Raw genomic sequence first — 18,650 nt, forward strand, 5'->3', positions numbered from 1 at the left:
GGGGGACCAAGACCGAGGGGCGTGGAGATTGTGCCCCAAGGAGGGACCCCCCCCCAGACCCCCCCCCGCCTCGCCCTCCTGCATGATCGTTACTGCGTGGGACTACTGCGGCGGGATGACCGAGGTCATCCACTCGAAGATGCTCGGCACCATGGTCTTCCACAGCTCGGTGGTGTGCGGGCCGTTGCTCTCCTGGACCTGCACCTTGGTCGGCTCCTTGGCCGCCGCCGCGATCGCCTGGCCGTCCTCCAGACCGTCGCCCTTCTTGCCGCTGATGTAGAGGCTGACCTTCGGCGGCTGCTGGGCGCTCTTGAGGATGTTGACCGGGTTGTTGGCCTCGCGCAGCTTCGGGTCCTTGCCGACCAGGGAGTCGTTCTCGGACGCCGGGTCGTTGTAGCCGGACATCGAGATCGCGGCCCGGTACCGGTTGGGGTGCGCCAGGGACAGCTTGGCCGCGCAGTGGGCGCCGGCCGAGTAGCCGGCGATGCCCCAGCGGTCCGGGGACGGGTCGGCGCGGAAGTTGTCCATGATCATCTGCGGGACGTCCCGGGTGAGCCAGGCGTCGGCGTTGATCTTGCCGGGGATGTCGGTGCAGCCGGCGTCCTGGTGGTTGCCGAGGAGCAGGGTGCGCGGCGAGACCAGGATGAACGGGGAGACCTTGCCCTGCTGCATCAGCGGCTTGAGCTGCTCGGAGACCTTGAGGGTGCCGTACCAGGTGGAGGAGGAGCCCGGGTAGCCCGGGATCAGCTCGACCACCGGGAACTTCTTGTCCTTGAACGCCGGGTCGTTGTACTGCGGCGGCAGCCAGACCAGGACCTCGCCGTCGACTCCGGACACCTGGCCCTTGAGCTCGGTCTTCTGGACGTCGCCGGGCACCGCCGGGTCGCCCACGCCGGCGAACTTCTGGAGCGCCTTCGGCGGCTGCTTGGCCGCGTCGCCGCCGCCCTGGCCGGCGCCGTCCTTGCCCGCGGCGCCGCCCTGGTCGGCCGGCGCCACCTGCGGCACGGCCCGGACGTGGTCGCCGGTGCCGAGCAGGTCGTCCCAGTTGCCGTAGATCAGGTTGGCGTTGTTGACCATCACGAAGACCATCAGCACGGCCGTGATCTGGCAGAACATGATCATGACGAGCCTGGACAGGATCCGCACCGGGTTCGGCCCGCGGACCTTGCCCCAGTACAGGAGCGCCACCGCGATGGACACCGGCACCAGGATGACGGTGAGGATGAAGAATGGCGTACCTGTCAGTTGCATCAAGTTCTCGTATCCGGGTTGCTGGCCGCCCGAGCCCCACTCGCCCGAACGCACTCCAATGGCATTGGACGGCGCTGAACCGATGATCGGTTGCCATCCGAATCTGTGCGGAACCTGAGAGGAACATCACGTTTCCTGTGATGTTCCTGTTTCGGGTCGGCGCTAAGTCTGCCACCCGGACGGCCGTCGTCCGGACGAGATGTCCAGCGAACTTCCAGGAAGGTCCCCCGGGGCACCTTACCTCCCGCGTCGCGGGCGCCGCCGGGCGAGGCGGTGTCATCCACGTGCCGCCCGGCCAGAGAGACTAGGGGGATGAGCACAACCCGCTTTCGCCCGTCCCGCCGCTTCTGGCCCGTCTGCGCCCTCCTGGCACTCGCGGTCACAGCGGCCGGTTGCAGCAGTACCGGAGGCCGCCGTGCCGAGGAGGCCCGCGCCAAGGCGTCGGCCGCCGGCGGCAGCGCCGTCACCACCCCGCGCTGGAAGGTCGCCATGGTGACCCACGCCGGGGCCGGCGACGCCTTCTGGGACAGCGTGCGCAAGGGTGCCGAGCAGGCCGCCGCCAAGGACAACATCACCTTCCTGTACTCCAACGACGCGCAGACCCAGAACCAGGTCCAGCTCGTCCAGGCCGCCATCGACCAGAAGGTCGACGGCCTGCTGGTCACCCTCGCCAAGGGCGACGCCATGGCCGACGTCCTCGGCAAGGCCAAGGCCGCCGGCATCCCCGTGATCACCGTCAACTCCGGCCAGGAGTACTCCGCCAAGTTCGGCGCGCTCACCCACATCGGCCAGGACGAGTCCACCGCCGGCCAGGCGGCCGGCACCGAGCTGGCCGGCCGCGGCCGCAGGAACGTGCTCTGCGTCATCCACGAGCAGGGCAACATCGGCCAGGAGCAGCGCTGCTCCGGCGCCCAGTCCAAGGCCGGCGGCGCCTTCCAGGTGCTGTACGTGGACGGCGTCAACATGCCCGACGCCCGCGCCGCGATCTCCGCCAAGCTCCAGGCCGACCCGGCCATCGACACCGTGCTCACCCTCTCCGGCCCGATGGCCGCCACCGGCCTCCAGGCCGTCCAGGACGTCCACCGCGCCGTCGAGCTCGACACCTTCGACCTGGGACCGCAGGTGGTGGCCGGCCTCAAGTCCGGCTCCGTCGGCTTCGCCGTCGACCAGCAGCCCTACCTCCAGGGCTACGAGGGCGTCGACCTGCTCTGGCTGTACAAGTCCAACCTGGACATGCTCGGCGGCGGCAAGCCCGTCGCGACCGGCCCGCAGATCCTGACCAAGGACGACGCCGACGCGCTCGCCGAGTACGTCGCGAGGGGGACCAGGTGAGCACCACCGACGTCCTCGCCCAGGACCGCCCGGCCGCGCTGCGCCGTCTGCTCGCCCGCCCCGAGCTCGGCTCGCTGATCGCCGCCGCCGCGGTGTTCACCGTCTTCGCGGTGGCCGCCGAACCCTTCCTGCGGGTCTCCTCGCTGGGCACCGTGCTCTACGCGGCGTCCACCATCGGGATCATGGCCGTCCCGGTCTCGCTGTTGATGATCGGCGGCGAGTTCGACCTGTCGGCGGGCGTGCTGGTCACCACCGCCGCGCTGACCTCCTCGATGGTCTCCTACCGGTTCACCGCGGTGACCTGGGTCGGCGTGCTGGTCTCGCTCGCCGTCACCCTGGCCGTCGGCGCCTTCAACGGCTGGATGCTCGGCCGCACCCGGCTGCCCAGCTTCATCGTCACCCTCGGCACCTTCCTGATGCTGACCGGCGCCAACCTCGGCGTCACCAAGCTGGTCTCCGGCACCGTCTCCACCAAGCCGATCTCCGACATGGAGGGCTTCGCCGCCTGCCGCTGGCTGTTCGCCTCCGAGGTCACCGTCGGCGGACTGACGATCAAGGCCACCGTCTGGTGGTGGCTCGGCCTGCTCGCGGTCGGCAGCTGGGTGCTGCTGCGCACCCGCTTCGGCAACTGGATCTTCGCCGTCGGCGGCGACGCGGACGCCGCCCGCGCGGTCGGCGTGCCGGTCGCCCGCACCAAGACCCTGCTCTACCTCGGCGTCGGCTTCGGCGCCTGGGTGCTCGGCCAGCACCTGCTGTTCTCCTTCGACACCGTGCAGTCCGGCGAGGGCGTCGGCAACGAGCTGATCTACATTGTCGCGGCCGTCATCGGCGGCTGCCTGATCACCGGCGGCTACGGCTCGGTGGTCGGCTCCGCGCTCGGCGCGCTGATCTTCGGCATGGCCAGCAAGGGGATCATCTACGCCCAGTGGAACCCGGACTGGTTCAAGTTCTTCCTCGGCGCGATGCTGCTGCTCGCCGCCCTGCTGAACGCGTACGTCAAGCGCCAGGCCGAACGGGGGCCCCGATGAAGACCGAACTGCTCGCCCTGGAGGGCGTCGGCAAGAGCTACGGCACCGTCCGCGCCCTCCAGGACGTCTCGCTCACCCTGCACGCCGGCGAGATCAGCTGCGTGCTCGGCGACAACGGCGCCGGCAAGTCCACCCTGATCAAGATCATCTCCGGGCTGCACCAGCACGACGAGGGCACCTACACCGTCGGCGGCGAGGAGGTCCGGCTCGACTCCCCGCGCCAGGCCCTGGACCGCGGCATCGCCACCGTCTACCAGGACCTCGCCGTCGTCCCGCTGATGCCGGTCTGGCGCAACTTCTTCCTCGGCTCCGAACAGGGCCACCGCCGCTGGGGCGGCCTGCGCCTGGACGCCGAGGCGATGCGCGCCACCACCCGCGAGGCGCTCGCCCGGATGGGCATCGACCTGCACGACGTGGACCGCCCGATCGGCACCCTCTCCGGCGGCCAGCGCCAGTGCGTGGCGATCGCCCGGGCCGTGCACTTCGGCGCCAAGGTGCTCATCCTGGACGAGCCGACCGCGGCGCTCGGCGTCAAGCAGTCCGGAGTGGTGCTCAAGTACGTCACCGCCGCCCGCGACGCCGGGCTCGGGGTCGTCCTGATCACCCACAACCCGCACCACGCGTACCTGGTCGGCGACCACTTCACCCTGCTCAAGCGGGGCCGGATGGCCGGCAGCCACCCGCGCACCGAGATCGGCCTCGAACAGCTCACCACCGAGATGGCCGGCGGCTCCGACCTCGCCGAACTCTCGCACGAGCTGGCCCGGCCCACCGAGCCTGAGCCCCGCACCGAACCCCAGCCCCGCACCGACCCCGAGCCCCGTCCTGACCCCGAGCCCCGTGAGGAGCGTCCGTAGCCGTGACCAGCCCCCAAGGCAGCACCCGGCCGGCCGTCCTGCCCACCCTGCTCGGCCTCGGCCCCCGCGCCGAGCGCCGCCGCCGCGCCCTGCCCGCCGGGATACTGCGACTGCCCACCATCGGCGTCGACATCGGCGGCACCAAGGTGGTCGCCGGAGTGGTCGACGGCGAGGGCACGGTGCTGGAGAAGCTGCGCACCGACACCCCCGACAAGAGCAAGAGCGCCAAGGTCGTCGAGAACGTCATCGTCGACCTGGTGCTGGAGCTCGCCGACCGGCACGACGTCCACGCCGTCGGCATCGGCGCGGCCGGCTGGGTCGACGCCGACCGCTCCACGGTGCTGTTCGCCCCGCACCTGAACTGGCGGGGCGAGCCGCTCCAGCAGGCGCTCAGCGAGCGGCTGCGCTTCCCGGTGATCGTCGAGAACGACGCCAACGCCGCCGCCTGGGCCGAATGGCGCTTCGGCGCCGGGCGCGGCGAGGACCACATGGTGATGCTCACCCTGGGCACCGGCATCGGCGGTGCCGTCGTCCGCGACGGCTACGTCGACCGCGGCAAGTACGGCCTGGCGGGCGAGTTCGGCCACATGCAGGTGCTGCCCGGCGGCCACCGCTGCCCGTGCGGCAACCGCGGCTGCTGGGAGCAGTACTCCTCCGGCAACGCGCTGGTGCGCGACGCCCGCGAACTCGTCGCCGAGGAGTCCCCGGTGGTTCAGCCGCTGCTCGCCCGGGCCGGCGGCACCGTCGAGGGCATCACCGGACCGCTGGTCACCGAGGCCGCCCGGGCCGGCGACCCGACCGCCACCGAACTGCTCTACGAGGTCGGCACCTGGCTCGGCGTCGGCATCGCCAACCTGGCCGCCGCGCTCGACCCGGGCCGCTTCGTCATCGGCGGCGGCGTCTCCGAGGCCGGCGACCTGCTGCTCGGCCCGGCCCGGGACACCTTCCGCCGCACCCTCACCGGGCGCGGCTTCCGGCCCGAGGCCAGCATCGTGCACGCCGCACTCGGCAACGAGGCCGGCCTGGTCGGCGCCGCCGACCTCGCCCGGCAGGTCGCCCGCCGGTTCCGCACCATCAAGCGGCGCCGGGTCGAGCGCAGCGGCGTCTGACCGTCCTCTCCCCGATCGCGTCGGCCGCGTCAACTACCGGTTGGTAGCGGTGCGGTGTGATTGTCGGGATCATGCCTCCTGTGAGACAACGGAGTTGACGTCGACTCAGGAGGACTCGGATGAGGGCTCTGGCCCGGATCGCACCACCGCTGCTGCTCGCCACCGCCCTGGTCTGGTCCTGCGCCGGGCCGGCCGGGGCGGCGGGGGCGGCCCCGCCGCCGAAGGCCCCCGAGGCGGTGGGCCGGGGCGGAGCTGTGGCCAGCGTCGACGCCGACGCCACCGCGGCCGGCATCGAGGTGCTGCGCAAGGGCGGCAACGCGGTCGACGCGGCGGTCGCGACCGCGGCCGCCCTCGGCGTCACCGAGCCCTACTCCTCCGGCATCGGCGGCGGCGGGTACTTCGTCTACTACGACCACGCCACCGGCCGGGTGCACACCATCGACGGCCGCGAGGTGGCCGGTCGCACCGCCGACAGCGGGCTGTTCCTGGAGGACGGCAAGCCGCTGGCCTTCGCCGACGCCGTCACCAGCGGCCTGTCCGTCGGCGTCCCCGGCACCGCCGCCACCTGGGACACCGCCCTGCGCCAGTGGGGCACCCGCACGCTCGCCGACGCCCTCAAGCCCGCCGAGCGGATCGCCGACGACGGCTTCGTCGTCGACCAGACCTTCCACGGTCAGACCGCCGACAACTACGACCGGTTCAAGGACTTCCCGGACACCGCCAAGCTCTACCTGCCCGGCGGCAAGCCCCCCGAGGTCGGCACCGTCCTGCGCAACCCCGACCTCGCCGCCACCTACCGGCTGCTCGCCAAGGACGGCGTCAAGGCCTTCTACCAGGGCGACCTCGGCAAGGACGTGGCCGACACCGTCCAGCACCCGCCGGTCGACCCGGCCTCCGGCCGCAAGGCCCGCCCCGGCAAGATCGACACCGCCGACCTCGTCGCCTACCAGGTCCGCCGCCAGGCGCCCACCCACGTCCCGTACCGGGACTACGACGTCTACTCCATCGCCCCCTCCAGCTCCGGCGGCACCACCGTCGGCGAGGCGCTCGGCATCCTGGAGGACGGCGACCTCGGCGCGTACAGCGACACGCAGTACTACCACCACTTCCTGGACGCCTCCCGGATCGCCTTCGCCGACCGCAACCGCTGGGTCGGCGACCCGGCCTTCGGCGACGTCCCCACCAAGGAACTGCTCTCCGCGCGCTACGCCGCCTCCCGGGCCTGCCTGATCAGCCCCGACCGCGCCCTCACCAGCCCGCTCGCCCCCGGCGACCCGCGCCACCCCGCCGACTGCGCCGAGGCCGGCCCCGCCGTCGCCGAGCCCTACGAGGGCCCCAACACCACCCACCTCAGCGTGGCCGACCGCTGGGGCAACGTCGTCTCCTACACCCTCACCATCGAGCAGACCGGCGGCAGCGGCATCACCGTCCCCGGCCGCGGCTTCCTGCTCAACAACGAGCTCACCGACTTCGACTTCACCCCGCTCACCCCGGGCGTCCCCGACCCCAACCTGCCCGGGCCGGGCAAGCGGCCGCGCTCCTCGATCTCCCCGACCATCGTGCTGCGCGACGGCGAACCGCTGCTGGCCACCGGCAGCCCCGGCGGCGCGACCATCATCACCACCACCCTCCAGGTGCTGCTCGGGCGGCTCGACCGGGGCCTGAGCCTGGAACAGGCCATCGCCGCACCGCGCGCCAGCCAGCGCAACACCGTCGCCACCCAGGCCGAGCCCGGCTTCCTGGCGCTGCCCGAACGGGCCGCCCTGGAGGCGCTCGGGCACAGCTTCACGTCCGTCGCCGAGATCGGCGCCGCGACCGGCGTCGAACGGCTGCCGGACGGGCGGTGGGTGGCCGCGGCCGAACCGGTCCGGCGCGGAGGCGGCTCCGCGGCGGTGGTCCGGCCCACGGGCTGACCGGGCCGCAGGCCGGCCGGGCCGCGCTGTCGGTGCCGGGCGGTATGTTCGGGGTGGGCGTCCCCTCGGGGGGTGCCCACCCCTCGTCTTGACCGGACCGCCCGTCCGTACCGAACCGCCCGTCCGTACCGAACCACCGGGAAGGCCGCCCGCCGTGACCGTCCGCATCGCCACCTGGAACATCAACTCCGTCACCGCGCGGCTGCCCAAGCTCCTGGAGTGGCTGGAGAGCGCCAAGCCCGACGTGCTCTGCCTCCAGGAGCTCAAGTGCGCGGCCGACGCCTTCCCGTACGAGGAGGTGCGCGCCCTCGGGTACGAGACGGCGGCCCACGGCACCGGCCGGTGGAACGGCGTCGCGATCGTGTCCCGGCTCGGCCTGGACGACGTCGTGCGCGACCTGCCCGGCCAGCCCGGCTACCTCGCCGACGGCGCCCTGCTGCCCGACGTCGAGCCGCGCGCCGTCGCCGCCACCTGCGGCCCGGTCCGGGTCTGGTCGGTCTACGTGCCCAACGGCCGCGAGGTCGACCACGCCCACTACCGCTACAAGCTGGAGTGGCTGCAGGCGCTGCGCACGGCCGCCACCGAGGACGCCGCCGGGCCCCGCCCGTTCGCCGTCCTCGGGGACTTCAACATCGCTCCCGCCGACGAGGACGTCTACGACGTCGCCGCCTTCGAGGGCCTCACCCACGTCACCCCCGCCGAGCGGGCGGCGCTGGAGGCCCTCGGCGAGGTGGGCCTGCACGACGTGGTGCCGCGCCCGCTCAAGTACGACCGCCCCTACACCTACTGGGACTACCGCCAGCTGGCCTTCCCCAAGAACCGGGGCATGCGGATCGACCTCACCTACGCCAACAAGCCCTTCGTGGACGCCGTCACCGACAGCTATGTGGACCGCGAGGCCCGCAAGGGCAAGGGCACCTCGGACCACGCGCCGGTCGTGGTGGACCTCGACCTGTGAATCACCCTGGGTGAGGGGCGGTAACCCGAACGGTCCCGACCGGTGGCCGGGTCCGGGCGGGCTGCCTACTGTCGGGCATAACCGGGTGCAGTTGTTCGACCACGTGGACATCGGAGTCCCCCCGGCTGCGCCCGAGAATCCCGGAGGTTCCGGCATGCGCCCCATGCGTACGGCCGCCGCCGCCCTGATCGGCGCGACGGTGCTGACCGGCCTGACGGCCCCCCTTGCATCCGCCAGGGACGGCTCGGCCTCGGTCAGCCCGCCCCAGGCCGCACCGGGCCAGACCGTGAAGCTCACGGTCTCCTGTGAGAAGTCGGACAAGCCCGACGCCAAGACCATCACCGCCCACTCCGCCGCGTTCGAGGGCGGTCCGGCCACTCTCACCCTGGGCTCCGACGGCAAGCACAGCGGCTCGGCCCGGCTGGCCGGCCAGCACTCCGGGGACAACAAGATCGACGGCACCTGCCCGGACGGCGGGGCGTTCTCCACCAAGGTCGCGGTCGCCGGCGTCCCGGTCGCCGGCTCCGACAAGGGCTCTGACAAGGGCTCCGAGAAAGGCCCTGAGAAAGGCCCCGAGAAGGGTCCCGAGAAGGGTCCTGAGAAAGGCCTCGGCGACTGGGGCAAGGCGGCCGGCGAGTGGGCGGGTTCGCTCGGCCAGTCCGGCGCCGGCGGCCAGCAGGTCGCCCCGCACGGTGCCGTCAACACCGGCCTCGGCGGTTCGGTCGCGGCCGATCCGGCGGAGCTGGCCGGGGGCCTGGCCCTGGTGGCGGGCGGCGTCGGAGGCTTCTGGCTGCTGCGGCGGCGCGGTGCCTGATGGGCACCGCGCCTTTTTGTCTTTCCCGCGCGCCGTCGGACCCTGACCGGGCCGGCGGCGCACAGGCGTGTCAGCCGGCCTGCGGCGCGGGCTTGCGCTGCTGCTGAGGCCCGTGCCCGAGTTCGTGCCCGTGCCTGTGCTCGTGCCCGTGCTTGTGCCCGAGTTCGTGCTCGTGCTCGTGCCGGAGGGTGCCGCTGGCCAGCAGGTACTGGGCCAGGACGTACGTCGCCATGATCCAGAACTGGTGCCCCGGCAGCTCCCGCCACTTCGCCAGTTGGGTGGCGATCAGCGTGTCGGACAGCAGGAACAGCGCCCCGCCCAGCCCGGTCCGCCAGCCCAGCCCGGCCGAGGTGACGGCCGTGGAGGCGAGCAGCAGGCTGTAGCCGGCCACCGGGATCCGCAGGTCCCCGAGGTCCGGCCAGAGCTGCCCGACCATGGCCGCCCAGGCGGTTGCGTACGCGGCCGCCACCACCAGGGCCCGCCGACGGTCGGTCAGCGCCCCGCGCCGGACGAACATCGTCACGTAGCAGATGTGCGCCGCCGCGAACGAGCCCATCCCGGCCAGGAACGCGGTGTCGTTCTTCAGCTGGAGCAGCACGTCCCCGCCCGCGCTCAGCAGCAGCGCCGGGGCCAGCGGCTTCGGTGCCCGCCGCCCGGCGCCGGCGGCCGCGGCGACGCTGTGCGCGGCCAGCAGCGGCATCAGGGCCGGCTTGGTGGCGTTCTGCAGCACGGACGCGCCGGAGGCGATCGCGCCCAGGTGCGTCGCCGAGGCGGCCGCGAAGCCGCCGAGCAGACCGGCGGCCGAGCGCAGGCGGCCGCCGAGGACGGCACGGGTGGTCGTACGGATGCTCATGCGGCTGCTGACCTCCGGGGTCGGGCGGTGGGGGAGTGGGACGAACCCTAGGCGACCCGTCGGTGCGGCGGAAGAGCGGGTTACCGGCGCGTAACCCGGGCGGCGCGGGGCGGGTGACGGCGCGGCGCCGGGTGCGGGCCGGTGGGTGGCATAGCGGAGGGAGGTCGGTCACTTCGGCGCACGGCCGGTTGCTGCCACCGGGTGACCCGGCCACCGTCTAGTCTGGTCCCCGACATGGAGCAGCAGGAGTACGCGGTCGGCGCCACCCGGGTGGCCACCGGCAGGCCGGACGGGCGCACGGGCGGGACGGGGCGGAGGGCCACCGACGCCCTCCTCGCCGTACGCGAACCCGCAGCCGGGGCGGCGCCCGAAGCCGTGTCCGGCCCCCGTGCTGACGCCGCGCCGACCAGGCCCGCCCCCGAGCCGGGCGCCGCTTCCGCGCTCTCGTCCGACCCGGGCCTGCTCCGGCTCGCCCACTGGTTCGCCGCCGCCACCCCCGGCACCGCCGACGACCTGTGCGCCGCCTCCTTCGGCCTCTACCCGGCCCGCCATCTCGGCGCCCCCGCCGAAGCGGCGCCCGACGCCGACGTCAGCTGGTGGCACGGCCCCACCGCGCACGCCACCGCCACCCCGCGCTCCCGGGAGCCCCGCCCCGTCGGCGGTCTGCGCCGTGCCCGGCGGGACGCCTCCGCACTGCCCGTCGTCCGGTCAGGCGCCAAGCCGGGCAGGCCCGGAAGGCACCGCAAGCCCGAGCGCACCCGCCCGGTGCCGGGCGCGCAGGATCGCTCCGGCCAGGACCTTCCGATACCGGCCCCCGCCCCGGTTCTTCCCGCCGCGGACGTCTCGGCCCCGGCCCTGCCCGCCGTCGATCTGCCCGCTGCCGAGCGCCGGATCGCTGCCCGGCTGCTGCTCGCCCACCCGCTGGTCACCGCGTCCGGCCCGCACGCCGACGGCTTCCCGCTGATCCGCCGTCACCGCGACTGGCTCGTCGAACGCTTCGACGCCCTGCTCGGCTACCGGCTCGTCGTCGGCCCCTGGCACGCCCGGCTCTGCAAGGCCGGCCTCGGCCCCGGCGCCGCCCGCCGCCTCGAACACCCCGCGACCGGCGCCCCGTTCACCCCCGCCGGTTACGCCCAACTCGCCCTTGCCCTCGCCCTGTTGGTCGACGCCCCCGAGCAACTGCCGTACGGGCGGCTGCTCGACGCCATGCGCGCCGCGGCGCCGGGCCTCGCCGCCGGCCCGGCCGACCGCGCGATGGCCCTCGCCGCGCTCGCCGACTGGCAGGTCCTCGGCGACCTGCCGGCCGGCGGGGCCGACCCGGCAGACCCGGCCGCCCGGGCCGCCGTACTGACCGTCGACCGCGAGCTCGCCCGCGCCGTCCCGGCCGGCCCGCCCGCCCTCGCCGACGACGCCGCCGACCTGATCCGCCGCGCCGCGGACGCCGAACCCGCCACCGCCGTGCGCCGCCTGCTCGCCGAGACCCCCGCCGTCCTCGACGCCGACCTCCCCGAGGACCGGCGCGCCTGGCTGCACGAGCACCGGCTGAGCGGCCCGGCCGCGCTCGCCGACTTCCTCGGCCTGGAGACCGAGCTGCGGACCGAGGGCGTCGCCCTGCTCGACCCGGCCGACGAGCTCACCGACCTCGTCTTCCCCGGCGCCGGCCCCCTGCCGCAGGCCGCCCTGCTGCTCCTCGAACGCCTGGTCGAGGAAGTCCGCCCGCTGCCCGGCGAGACCACCACCGGCGGCGACGTCCCGATCCCCGACGCGCTGATAGACGGCCTCCTCGGCGACATCGCCGACGAGTACGGCCTCCCGGCCCGCTGGCGCCGCGACTACCTCGCCGACCGCACCGCGCTGCGCCGCGACGCCCTCGACCTGCTCCACAACCTCGGCCTGATCACCCCCACCCCCCGCGGCAGCCGCCCCCCGGGCTGGCTCCTGCGCCCGCCCGCCGCCCGCTACGCCCCGGCCCCGGACCTCCACCCCGTCCCCGGCACCGGCCGCCACTCCCGCCCCGCGCCGGCCGGGGCCCGGGAGCAGCGGCGCGCCTGAGGCCGGTCCGCTGCGCCGTCGCGCTCCGCTCCGCTGCCCCGCTCCGCCGTCGCCGGAAAGGCGGAAGCACCGCGTCCGGGGGCGGACGGCGGTGCTGAGGGGGTGGATCGGACGGCCTGTCGGTTTCCTTCTCGCCGGTCGCTTTCTCGCGGGTCACTTCCTCGCGGTGGCCGTGGTGGCGGCGATGGTGTCGTGCTGGACGGTCTCGACGGTGGCGCCGACGCCGAAGGTGCCGAGGGCGATGGAGGCGAGGACGGCGGTGGCGGCGAGGAGGCGGCGGTGGCGCCGGGGGAGCGGGAAGCGCGGTTCCTGGTAGGGCGCCTGAGGGCTGGCGTTCATGACAGGGAGGGTCCCAGGGTGGTGTGAACGGTCGGTACGCGCGGGTGAAGTCCGGGCGGGGGTTGGGCGTCGGTTGGCCGCGTACGCCCCACCTGCACGGGTGGGGCGTACGCGCTGGTCAGCGGCGTGGTGTGCGTTCGGCGAGGGCCTCGCCGACGGCGACCCGGACGGCGTCGCGCAGGCCGTGCACGGGGTGCAGGCGGGACGGGCCGGCCGCCGGGTCCTTGCGGAGCTCCTTCACCAGGGACACGCAGAGCAGCAGCATCACGACCACGAACGGCAGCGCGACCAGGATCGTCGCGTTCTGCAGCGCGGTGAGCCCGCCGGCCAGCAGCAGGGCGGCGGCGACCCCGCCCATCAGCACGCCCCAGACGACCACGAGCCAGGTGCGCGGGTGCAGCGAGCCGCGGCTGGAGAGCGAGCCGAGGACGAGGGAGGCGGAGTCGGCGCTGGTGATGAAGAAGGTCATCACCAGCAGCACGGCGACGACGCTGGTGGCGGAGCCGAGCGGCAGCGCGCGCAGCATCTCGAACAGCGAGGCCTCCGCGCCCTTCGGGATGGTCGCGACCAGGTCGGCCGCGCCGGTGGAGACCAGCCGGATCGCGGTGCCGCCCATCACGCAGAACCAGATCACGGTGGCCCCGCTGGGGACCAGCAGGACGCCGATCAGGAACTGCCGGATGGTGCGGCCGCGGGAGATGCGGGCGATGAAGGTGCCGACGAAGGGGGCCCAGGAGAGCCACCAGGCCCAGTAGAAGATCGTCCAGGAGCCGAGCCAGCTCTCGTCGGTGAAGGCCCCGGTCTGGGTGGACATGCCGAGCAGGTCGGAGAGGTAGCCGCCGACGGTGGAGGGGATCGCGTCCAGCGTGAACACCGTCGGGCCGAACACGAAGACGAAGAGCATGATCAGCGAGGCCAGGACGACGTTCGCGGTGGAGAGCCACTTGACGCCCTTGTGGACGCCGGAGAAGGCGGAGAGCACGAAGGCGGCGGTCAGCGAGCCGATGATGATCAGCTGGGCGTTCTGGGTGTTGCGCACGGAGGTGATGTAGCCGAGGCCGTCGGCGACCTGGAGCGCGCCGAGGCCCAGGCTGGTGGCGGAGCCGAAGACGGTGGCGAAGACGGCCAGCAGGTCGATCGCGCGCCCGGGCCAGCCGTCGGCGCCGCGCTGGCCGATGAGCGGGACGAAGGCGGCGGAGATGCGGTTGCCGCGGCCCTTGCGGAAGGTGGTGTAGGCGAGGGCGAGGCCGCCGACGGCGTAGATCGCCCACGGGTGCAGGGTCCAGTGGAACAGCGAGAACTCCAGGGCCTGCTGGGCGGCGGCCGCGCTCTGCGGTTCCAGGCCGGAGCCGGGTTGCGGGGTGGCGAACAGTTGGAGCGGCTCGCCGACGCCGTAGAACATCAGGCCGATGCCCATGCCGGCGCTGAACATCATGGCGACCCAGGCGAGGGTGGAGAACTCGGGTTCGTCGTCGTCGCGGCCGAGCCGGATGCGACCGAAGCGGCTGAAGGCGAGCAGCACGGTGAGGACGAGGAAGACGTCGGCGGCGACCACGAACAGCCAGCCGAAGTTGTGCAGGACCCAGCCGAGCGCGCTGCTGGAGGTCCGGCCGAGCGAGTCCTCGGCGAACACGCCCCAGGCGACCACGGCCAGCACCAGGGCGGCGCTGATCCCGAACACCGCCCGGTCGGCGGGCAGGGTCGCGGCGGGTTCGTCGGGCTCCTCCGCGCGTTGGTCGGGCTGCGGCGGCTGGCTGCTCATCGGGTGGACTCTCCTACCTCGGGGGCGGACGTGGGCTTCGGCGACATCGGCGGATTAAAGCTGCATGTCGCACTATGTCCAGTTCGTGCCGCGAGGGGCGGGAGGGCGCGCCGGGGAGGCGGTGGGTGGGGACTTACGTCCCGTCAGGCCGGGTGCTCATGGGCCGGGGCGTGCGCGGCGAGCCGGAACCACGGGCGGAAGCCGTCCGGCGCCGGGGAGTTGGGCCGGCTGTCGCGTCGGACGGGGTCAGGGCCGGTGGGTGCCGGACGGGACCTCGTACGGCGCCGGGTACGGCGTCTCGTACGGGTTCAGCACCAGCCGCACCACGTCCTCCAGCCGCCGCCGGGCGTCGCCGAGGGTGGTGCGGCCGGTCACCCAGGCGGTCAGCTCGCCCTGCCAGGCGTGGGCGACGATGTGCCGCACCAGGTCGCTGGCGGCGGCCGGCACCTCGGCCGTCACCGCCTGGAGGGCGGTGCTGTCGGCCCGCGCCATGCCCTGCAGGGTCTCGCTGGCGAACGGATCGGTGGAGGCGGCGACGGACACCCGCAGCCGGGCCAGCTCGGGCTGGCGCTGGTAGGCCCGCATCCCGCCGCGGACGAAGCGGACCGCCCGGTCGGTGGCCCCCAGCCCGGCGCGCGGACCGCGCAGTTCCGCCACCAGGTCGGCCAGCAGCAGGCGGTGCCACTCGGCGATCGCCGCCGCCAGCAGGTGGTCCTTGGAGGAGAAGTAGCGGTACGCCGTCCCCAGGGCGACTCCGGACCGCTCGCAGACCTGTTTCATCTGCAGCCGTTCGACGCCGATCTCGTTCACCAGGGCGAGCGCGGCCGCGATCAGGCTTCCGCGGCGTTCGAGCTGACGCGGAGACATCGCCTCCACCGGCCGTGGTGACAGGTCAACCTTGGTCACCCGCACCATGATACGGGCCGGGGCCGCTCAGGAGTATGACGCCGACCGGCCCCCTTGCGTTCGCCGTGCGGTCACCGTCGCCGGGCCCGTCCCGCGCCGTCCCGTTCTGTCCCGGGTCGGCGCAGTCGGTGGATCAGCGCAGTCGGCGGATCAGCGACTCCTGCACGGCGGAGGCGACCAGCCGCCCGTCCCGGTCGTAGAACTCGCCGAGCGACAGCCCCCGGCCGTCCGAGGAGGACGGGCTGCGCTGGGCGAACAGCAGCCACTCGTCGGCCCGGAACGGGCGGTGGAACCACATCGCGTGGTCGAGCGAGGCGATCAGCAGCCGGGGCGGCTCGGTGCGCTGGAAGAAGTTCGGCTGCTCGTGCAGGCCGGCGGTGGAGGCCAGCGTGAGGTCGGACAGGTAGGTGAGCGCGCAGACGTGCAGGAGCGGGTCGCCCTCGGGCAGCGGGGAGGCGATGCGCAGCCAGACGAACTGCTGCGGCATCCCCGGCACGGACGCCGGCACGCCCGGTGCGTCCGGCGGGACGAAGCGCAGTTCGAGGTCGCGGAAGCCGCCGGTGCCGGTGATCGCCGCGCGCAGGGCCGGATCCCAGAGCGAGAAGGCGTCCGGCAGGGTCTCCGGCCCGGGCAGCGGCGGCATCGTGCGGTGGCGGTCGGTGGCGGTCTCGGGGCGCTTGAAGGAGGCGGAGAGGGTGAAGATCGCGTTCTGGTTCTGCACCGCCGTCACCCGGCGGGTGGTGTAGGAGACGCCCTCGCGGACCCGTTCGACCTCGTAGCGGATCGGCTGGGACGGGTCGCCGGGCAGCAGGAAGTAGCCGTGCAGCGAGTGCACCGCGCGCGGGCCCTCGCAGGTGCGGCCGGCGGCGGTGAGCGCCTGCGCGGCGACCTGCCCGCCGAACGCGCGCATCGGCGCCCCGGCGTGGCAGCGGCCCCGGAACGTGTTCTCGTCCAGTCGTTCCAGCTCCAGCAGTCCGGCGAACGAGCCGGCCGGGCGGTCGGCCCGGATTTCCTGTTCTGTCAGGTCGGTCACGGGCCCATAGTGGCAGAATCCCGCCGCGCCGCGGTGTGACCTGGGTAACGCCCCGGGGCTCCGGAGCCCGGTAGAACCTGTTCCAGTGCGGTCGCGGCCCGACGGATTGTCAGTGCCCTCACCTAGCGTGTTCGACATGACGCAATCCGCACACGCGTACGCCTATCTGCGCCCGTCCGCCGTCCTCGACGGCGCCGACGGCCGGCACCTCGACCTGGCCACCTCCGGCGGCGCCACCCCGCTCGGGGAGGCGGCCAACCCGCGCTTCTTCGCGGGCTTCCTGGCCGACCCGGCGCCGGCCGCCGCCGCGCTGCTCGCCGTCGCGGACGTCGCCGCCGCGCGGTACTACCAGCCGCAGCTGCGCTCCTCGCTCGACCCGGTGGTCACCGCCAACGGGGACCGGCTGCGCTTCGAGTCGTTCTCCGGCTGCTGCGGCGTCTACGCCCGGCTCGACGTGCTCCAGGCCGGCCTCGACGGCGACGAGATCGGCCACGGCACCACCAACGTGGACGTCAACAACCCGCTGCGGGAGGCCCTGACCAGGATCGGCCCGAGCGACCCGCTGCACCTCGCGGTCGGGCCGGACGCGCTGGAGGTCACCAGCTTCGACGGGCCGCTGGTCGAGAAGAAGGTGCCGCTGCCGCAGCGCTGGCTGCGCGGCTTCGCCGAGACCCAGGTCGTCGCCGCCGGCTTCGACCTGCGCGCCGAACTGCCCGCCGCCGAGGCGGTCCGCTTCCTGCGCTCGCTGCCGCGCGGCGGCCGCTCCAGCACCGCCTGGGTCGTCCCGGCCGGGCGGACGCTGCGGCCCACCACCCGGCCGGTGCCCGGCGCCGTCTGCCTGCCCGGGCCCGACCGGCTGGTGGCGCTCCAGCGGGTGCTGCGGCACGCGCTCGCCCTGCGGGTGTACGGCCCGGTCGCCGCCACCGGCCCGGCCGCCTCGGCGTGGGAAGTGGTCCTGCCCGGCATGCGGCTCACCCTGACCCTCTCGCCCGACGCCTCCCGGGGCTTCTCCGGCGAGGGCGGGGTGCTCGGCGCGCTCGCCACCGGCACCGCCGAGCAGGACGCCGACCTCGTCGCGGTACTGCTCGCCTGGGAGCCGCGGATCGAGGTCGCCGACCTCGCCGAGCAGTCCGGGCTCAGCCACGAGCGGGTCCGCGCCGCGCTCACCCGGCTCGGCACCGCCGGGCAGATCGGCTACGACACCGCCGAGGCCGCCTACTTCCACCGCCAGCTCCCGTACGACGCCGGGCGGGCCGAGGCCGCCAACCCGCGGCTGCGTGCCGCCCAGGCCCTGGTCGCGGCGGGCGCGGTGCGGCTGGAGCCGGGCGGCACGACGGCCGTCGTCACGGTGGACGACCACATCCAGCGGGTGCGTACGGACGAGGCGGGGCGCCTCGGCTGCACCTGCCTCTGGTGGGCCAAGTACCGTGGCGGGCGCGGTCCGTGCAAGCACGCGCTGGCGGTCGCGATGGTGCGGGAGGCGGCCCAACGGGCGGACGGGGAACAGGTTCCGGCGGTCCCGGCGGTCCCGGCGGTCCCGGCGGTTCCGACGACGGATAAGGGGGTCCAGGCATGAGCGCGGCGGCAGGGGGGTCGGAGGCGGTGCGGGGCGCGACGGCGGTGGCGCCGATGCCGGAGGCGGTGCGGGGCGAGGCGGCGGTCGAGGACCTGCTCGCCGCCGTCCGGGGCGGACGGATGCCGCAGATACCGGCGCTGGTCGCCGCGCTGGACCAGGCGCAGCGCCGGGACTGCCTGCTCGCGTTGAAGGCGCTGCGCAAGGAACTGCGCGACGAGTGGTCGAAGGAGGCGCTCGCCACCAGGGGCGCCCTGCTGCTGGCCGGCGCCGGCTGCCACGCCGGCCCGGCCGGGGCCGCCACCTGGCTCGGCGCCCGCGACTTCACCTCGCTCGGCTGGGCCCGCCACCCGGCGGTGGGCCAACTCGTCGCGGCGCAGCCGGTGGAGTGGCAGATCGAGGTGGCCACCCGGCTCGCCGCCCGGCCGGCGCCGAGCTGGGGCTGGGCGCTGTACCCGGTGATCGAGGCCGTGGTGCGCCGCACCGGCTGCGCGGTGCCGCAGAGCGAGCCCTTCGTCCGCGAGTGGATGGAACGCCAGCGCCGGGGCAGCGGCGCACGGCCCACCCTGGTCGAGCTGCTGCGGGCCGACGCGTTCACCCCGCTGCTGCTGCCCCGGGTGTTCGAACTCGCCGACATCGGTGGCGCGGTGTCCTTGCGGTTCAGCCCCCGCCCCGGGGACGCCTTTACGGAGGCGATCGCCGAACTCGCCGCCGCCGGCGACCTCGACCGGGCCGACCTGATCGACCGCTGCCTGGCCCGGCTGCTGCGCGGCGGCAAGCCGGCCGACCAGCGCTTCTTCCTCGACGTGCTGCGGGCCCTCGCCCCGACCCCGCAGGAGTACGCCGCCCGGGTACGGGACGTGCTGCCGC

Annotated in this window: 15 protein-coding genes and 1 pseudogene; 10 read left to right on the forward strand and 6 right to left on the reverse strand. The window is 74.1% G+C overall.

What is annotated here, in order from left to right; genetic code table 11:
* Nucleotides 1-102: 102 nt before the first annotated feature.
* Nucleotides 103-1,251 carry an alpha/beta hydrolase gene (locus tag ACFVX9_RS29690; protein ID WP_380479409.1) on the reverse strand — a complete coding sequence of 383 codons (1,149 nt, stop codon included), beginning with the start codon at nucleotides 1,249-1,251 and terminating at the stop codon, nucleotides 103-105.
* A 312-nt stretch (nucleotides 1,252-1,563) separates the two neighbouring features.
* Between ACFVX9_RS29690 and ACFVX9_RS29695 the strand changes: the two genes are divergently transcribed.
* The 7 genes from ACFVX9_RS29695 (at nucleotide 1,564) to ACFVX9_RS29725 (ending at nucleotide 9,262) form a co-directional block, all read left to right on the forward strand.
* The gene (locus ACFVX9_RS29695) at nucleotides 1,564-2,583 is read left to right on the forward strand and encodes a substrate-binding domain-containing protein (RefSeq protein WP_387984449.1); all 1,020 of its coding nucleotides are present in this window, start codon (nucleotides 1,564-1,566) and stop codon (nucleotides 2,581-2,583) included.
* Entirely contained in the window at nucleotides 2,580-3,611 is a 1,032-nt protein-coding gene (locus tag ACFVX9_RS29700; RefSeq protein WP_387984450.1) for an ABC transporter permease, read from the forward strand. Before ACFVX9_RS29695 ends, ACFVX9_RS29700 begins: the two co-directional genes overlap by 4 nt.
* Nucleotides 3,608-4,468 (forward strand): ATP-binding cassette domain-containing protein, encoded by an 861-nt coding sequence (locus ACFVX9_RS29705; RefSeq protein ID WP_387984451.1) that lies wholly within the window; start codon nucleotides 3,608-3,610, stop codon nucleotides 4,466-4,468. Before ACFVX9_RS29700 ends, ACFVX9_RS29705 begins: the two co-directional genes overlap by 4 nt.
* Nucleotides 4,469-4,470: 2 nt before the next feature.
* Nucleotides 4,471-5,577, forward strand: coding sequence for an ROK family glucokinase (locus ACFVX9_RS29710; RefSeq protein WP_063350026.1), 1,107 nt, complete (start codon nucleotides 4,471-4,473; stop codon nucleotides 5,575-5,577).
* Nucleotides 5,578-5,696: 119 nt separating this feature from the next.
* Nucleotides 5,697-7,490, forward strand: a complete 1,794-nt coding sequence (ggt, locus tag ACFVX9_RS29715) for a gamma-glutamyltransferase (RefSeq protein ID WP_387984453.1) — start codon at nucleotides 5,697-5,699, stop codon at nucleotides 7,488-7,490.
* Between the two features lie 154 nt (nucleotides 7,491-7,644).
* The gene (locus tag ACFVX9_RS29720; protein ID WP_063350028.1) at nucleotides 7,645-8,448 is read left to right on the forward strand and encodes an exodeoxyribonuclease III; all 804 of its coding nucleotides are present in this window, start codon (nucleotides 7,645-7,647) and stop codon (nucleotides 8,446-8,448) included.
* A gap of 154 nt (nucleotides 8,449-8,602) precedes the next feature.
* On the forward strand, nucleotides 8,603-9,262 hold the full coding sequence (locus ACFVX9_RS29725) for a hypothetical protein (protein WP_387984454.1): 660 nt from the start codon (nucleotides 8,603-8,605) through the stop codon (nucleotides 9,260-9,262).
* A gap of 70 nt (nucleotides 9,263-9,332) precedes the next feature.
* On the opposite strand, the gene ACFVX9_RS29730 is transcribed toward ACFVX9_RS29725, so the two are convergent.
* Nucleotides 9,333-10,115: a lysoplasmalogenase gene (locus ACFVX9_RS29730; RefSeq protein WP_387984455.1), complete on the reverse strand. Its 783-nt coding sequence runs from the start codon at nucleotides 10,113-10,115 to the stop codon at nucleotides 9,333-9,335.
* 234 nt (nucleotides 10,116-10,349) lie between these two features.
* Here ACFVX9_RS29730 and ACFVX9_RS29735 point away from each other — a divergent pair, with 234 nt between their 5' ends.
* Nucleotides 10,350-12,167 (forward strand): DUF2398 family protein, encoded by a 1,818-nt coding sequence (locus ACFVX9_RS29735; protein ID WP_387984457.1) that lies wholly within the window; start codon nucleotides 10,350-10,352, stop codon nucleotides 12,165-12,167.
* A 153-nt stretch (nucleotides 12,168-12,320) separates the two neighbouring features.
* Here the strand turns inward: ACFVX9_RS29735 and ACFVX9_RS29740 are convergent, their stop codons facing one another.
* From ACFVX9_RS29740 to ACFVX9_RS29755, 4 genes are all read right to left on the reverse strand, one after another.
* Complete coding sequence (locus ACFVX9_RS29740; protein WP_063350032.1) at nucleotides 12,321-12,506, reverse strand: hypothetical protein; 186 nt, start codon at nucleotides 12,504-12,506, stop codon at nucleotides 12,321-12,323.
* A gap of 118 nt (nucleotides 12,507-12,624) precedes the next feature.
* Nucleotides 12,625-14,268, reverse strand: coding sequence for a BCCT family transporter (locus tag ACFVX9_RS29745; protein ID WP_387984458.1), 1,644 nt, complete (start codon nucleotides 14,266-14,268; stop codon nucleotides 12,625-12,627).
* A 246-nt stretch (nucleotides 14,269-14,514) separates the two neighbouring features.
* Entirely contained in the window at nucleotides 14,515-15,174 is a 660-nt protein-coding gene (locus tag ACFVX9_RS29750) for a TetR/AcrR family transcriptional regulator (protein WP_063351543.1), read from the reverse strand.
* A gap of 133 nt (nucleotides 15,175-15,307) precedes the next feature.
* Complete coding sequence (locus ACFVX9_RS29755) at nucleotides 15,308-16,207, reverse strand: acyl-CoA thioesterase II (protein ID WP_363616798.1); 900 nt, start codon at nucleotides 16,205-16,207, stop codon at nucleotides 15,308-15,310.
* Nucleotides 16,208-16,343: 136 nt separating this feature from the next.
* Here ACFVX9_RS29755 and ACFVX9_RS29760 point away from each other — a divergent pair, with 136 nt between their 5' ends.
* Nucleotides 16,344-17,783 (forward strand): SWIM zinc finger family protein, encoded by a 1,440-nt coding sequence (locus ACFVX9_RS29760; protein WP_380479391.1) that lies wholly within the window; start codon nucleotides 16,344-16,346, stop codon nucleotides 17,781-17,783.
* Nucleotides 17,780-18,650, forward strand: a pseudogene (locus tag ACFVX9_RS29765) (hypothetical protein); the annotation flags it as partial. The gene ACFVX9_RS29760 and the pseudogene ACFVX9_RS29765, both read left to right, overlap by 4 nt.

Origin of the sequence: Kitasatospora sp. NPDC058243, assembly GCF_042882025.1 — a bacterium.
GTDB lineage: Bacteria > Actinomycetota > Actinomycetes > Streptomycetales > Streptomycetaceae > Kitasatospora.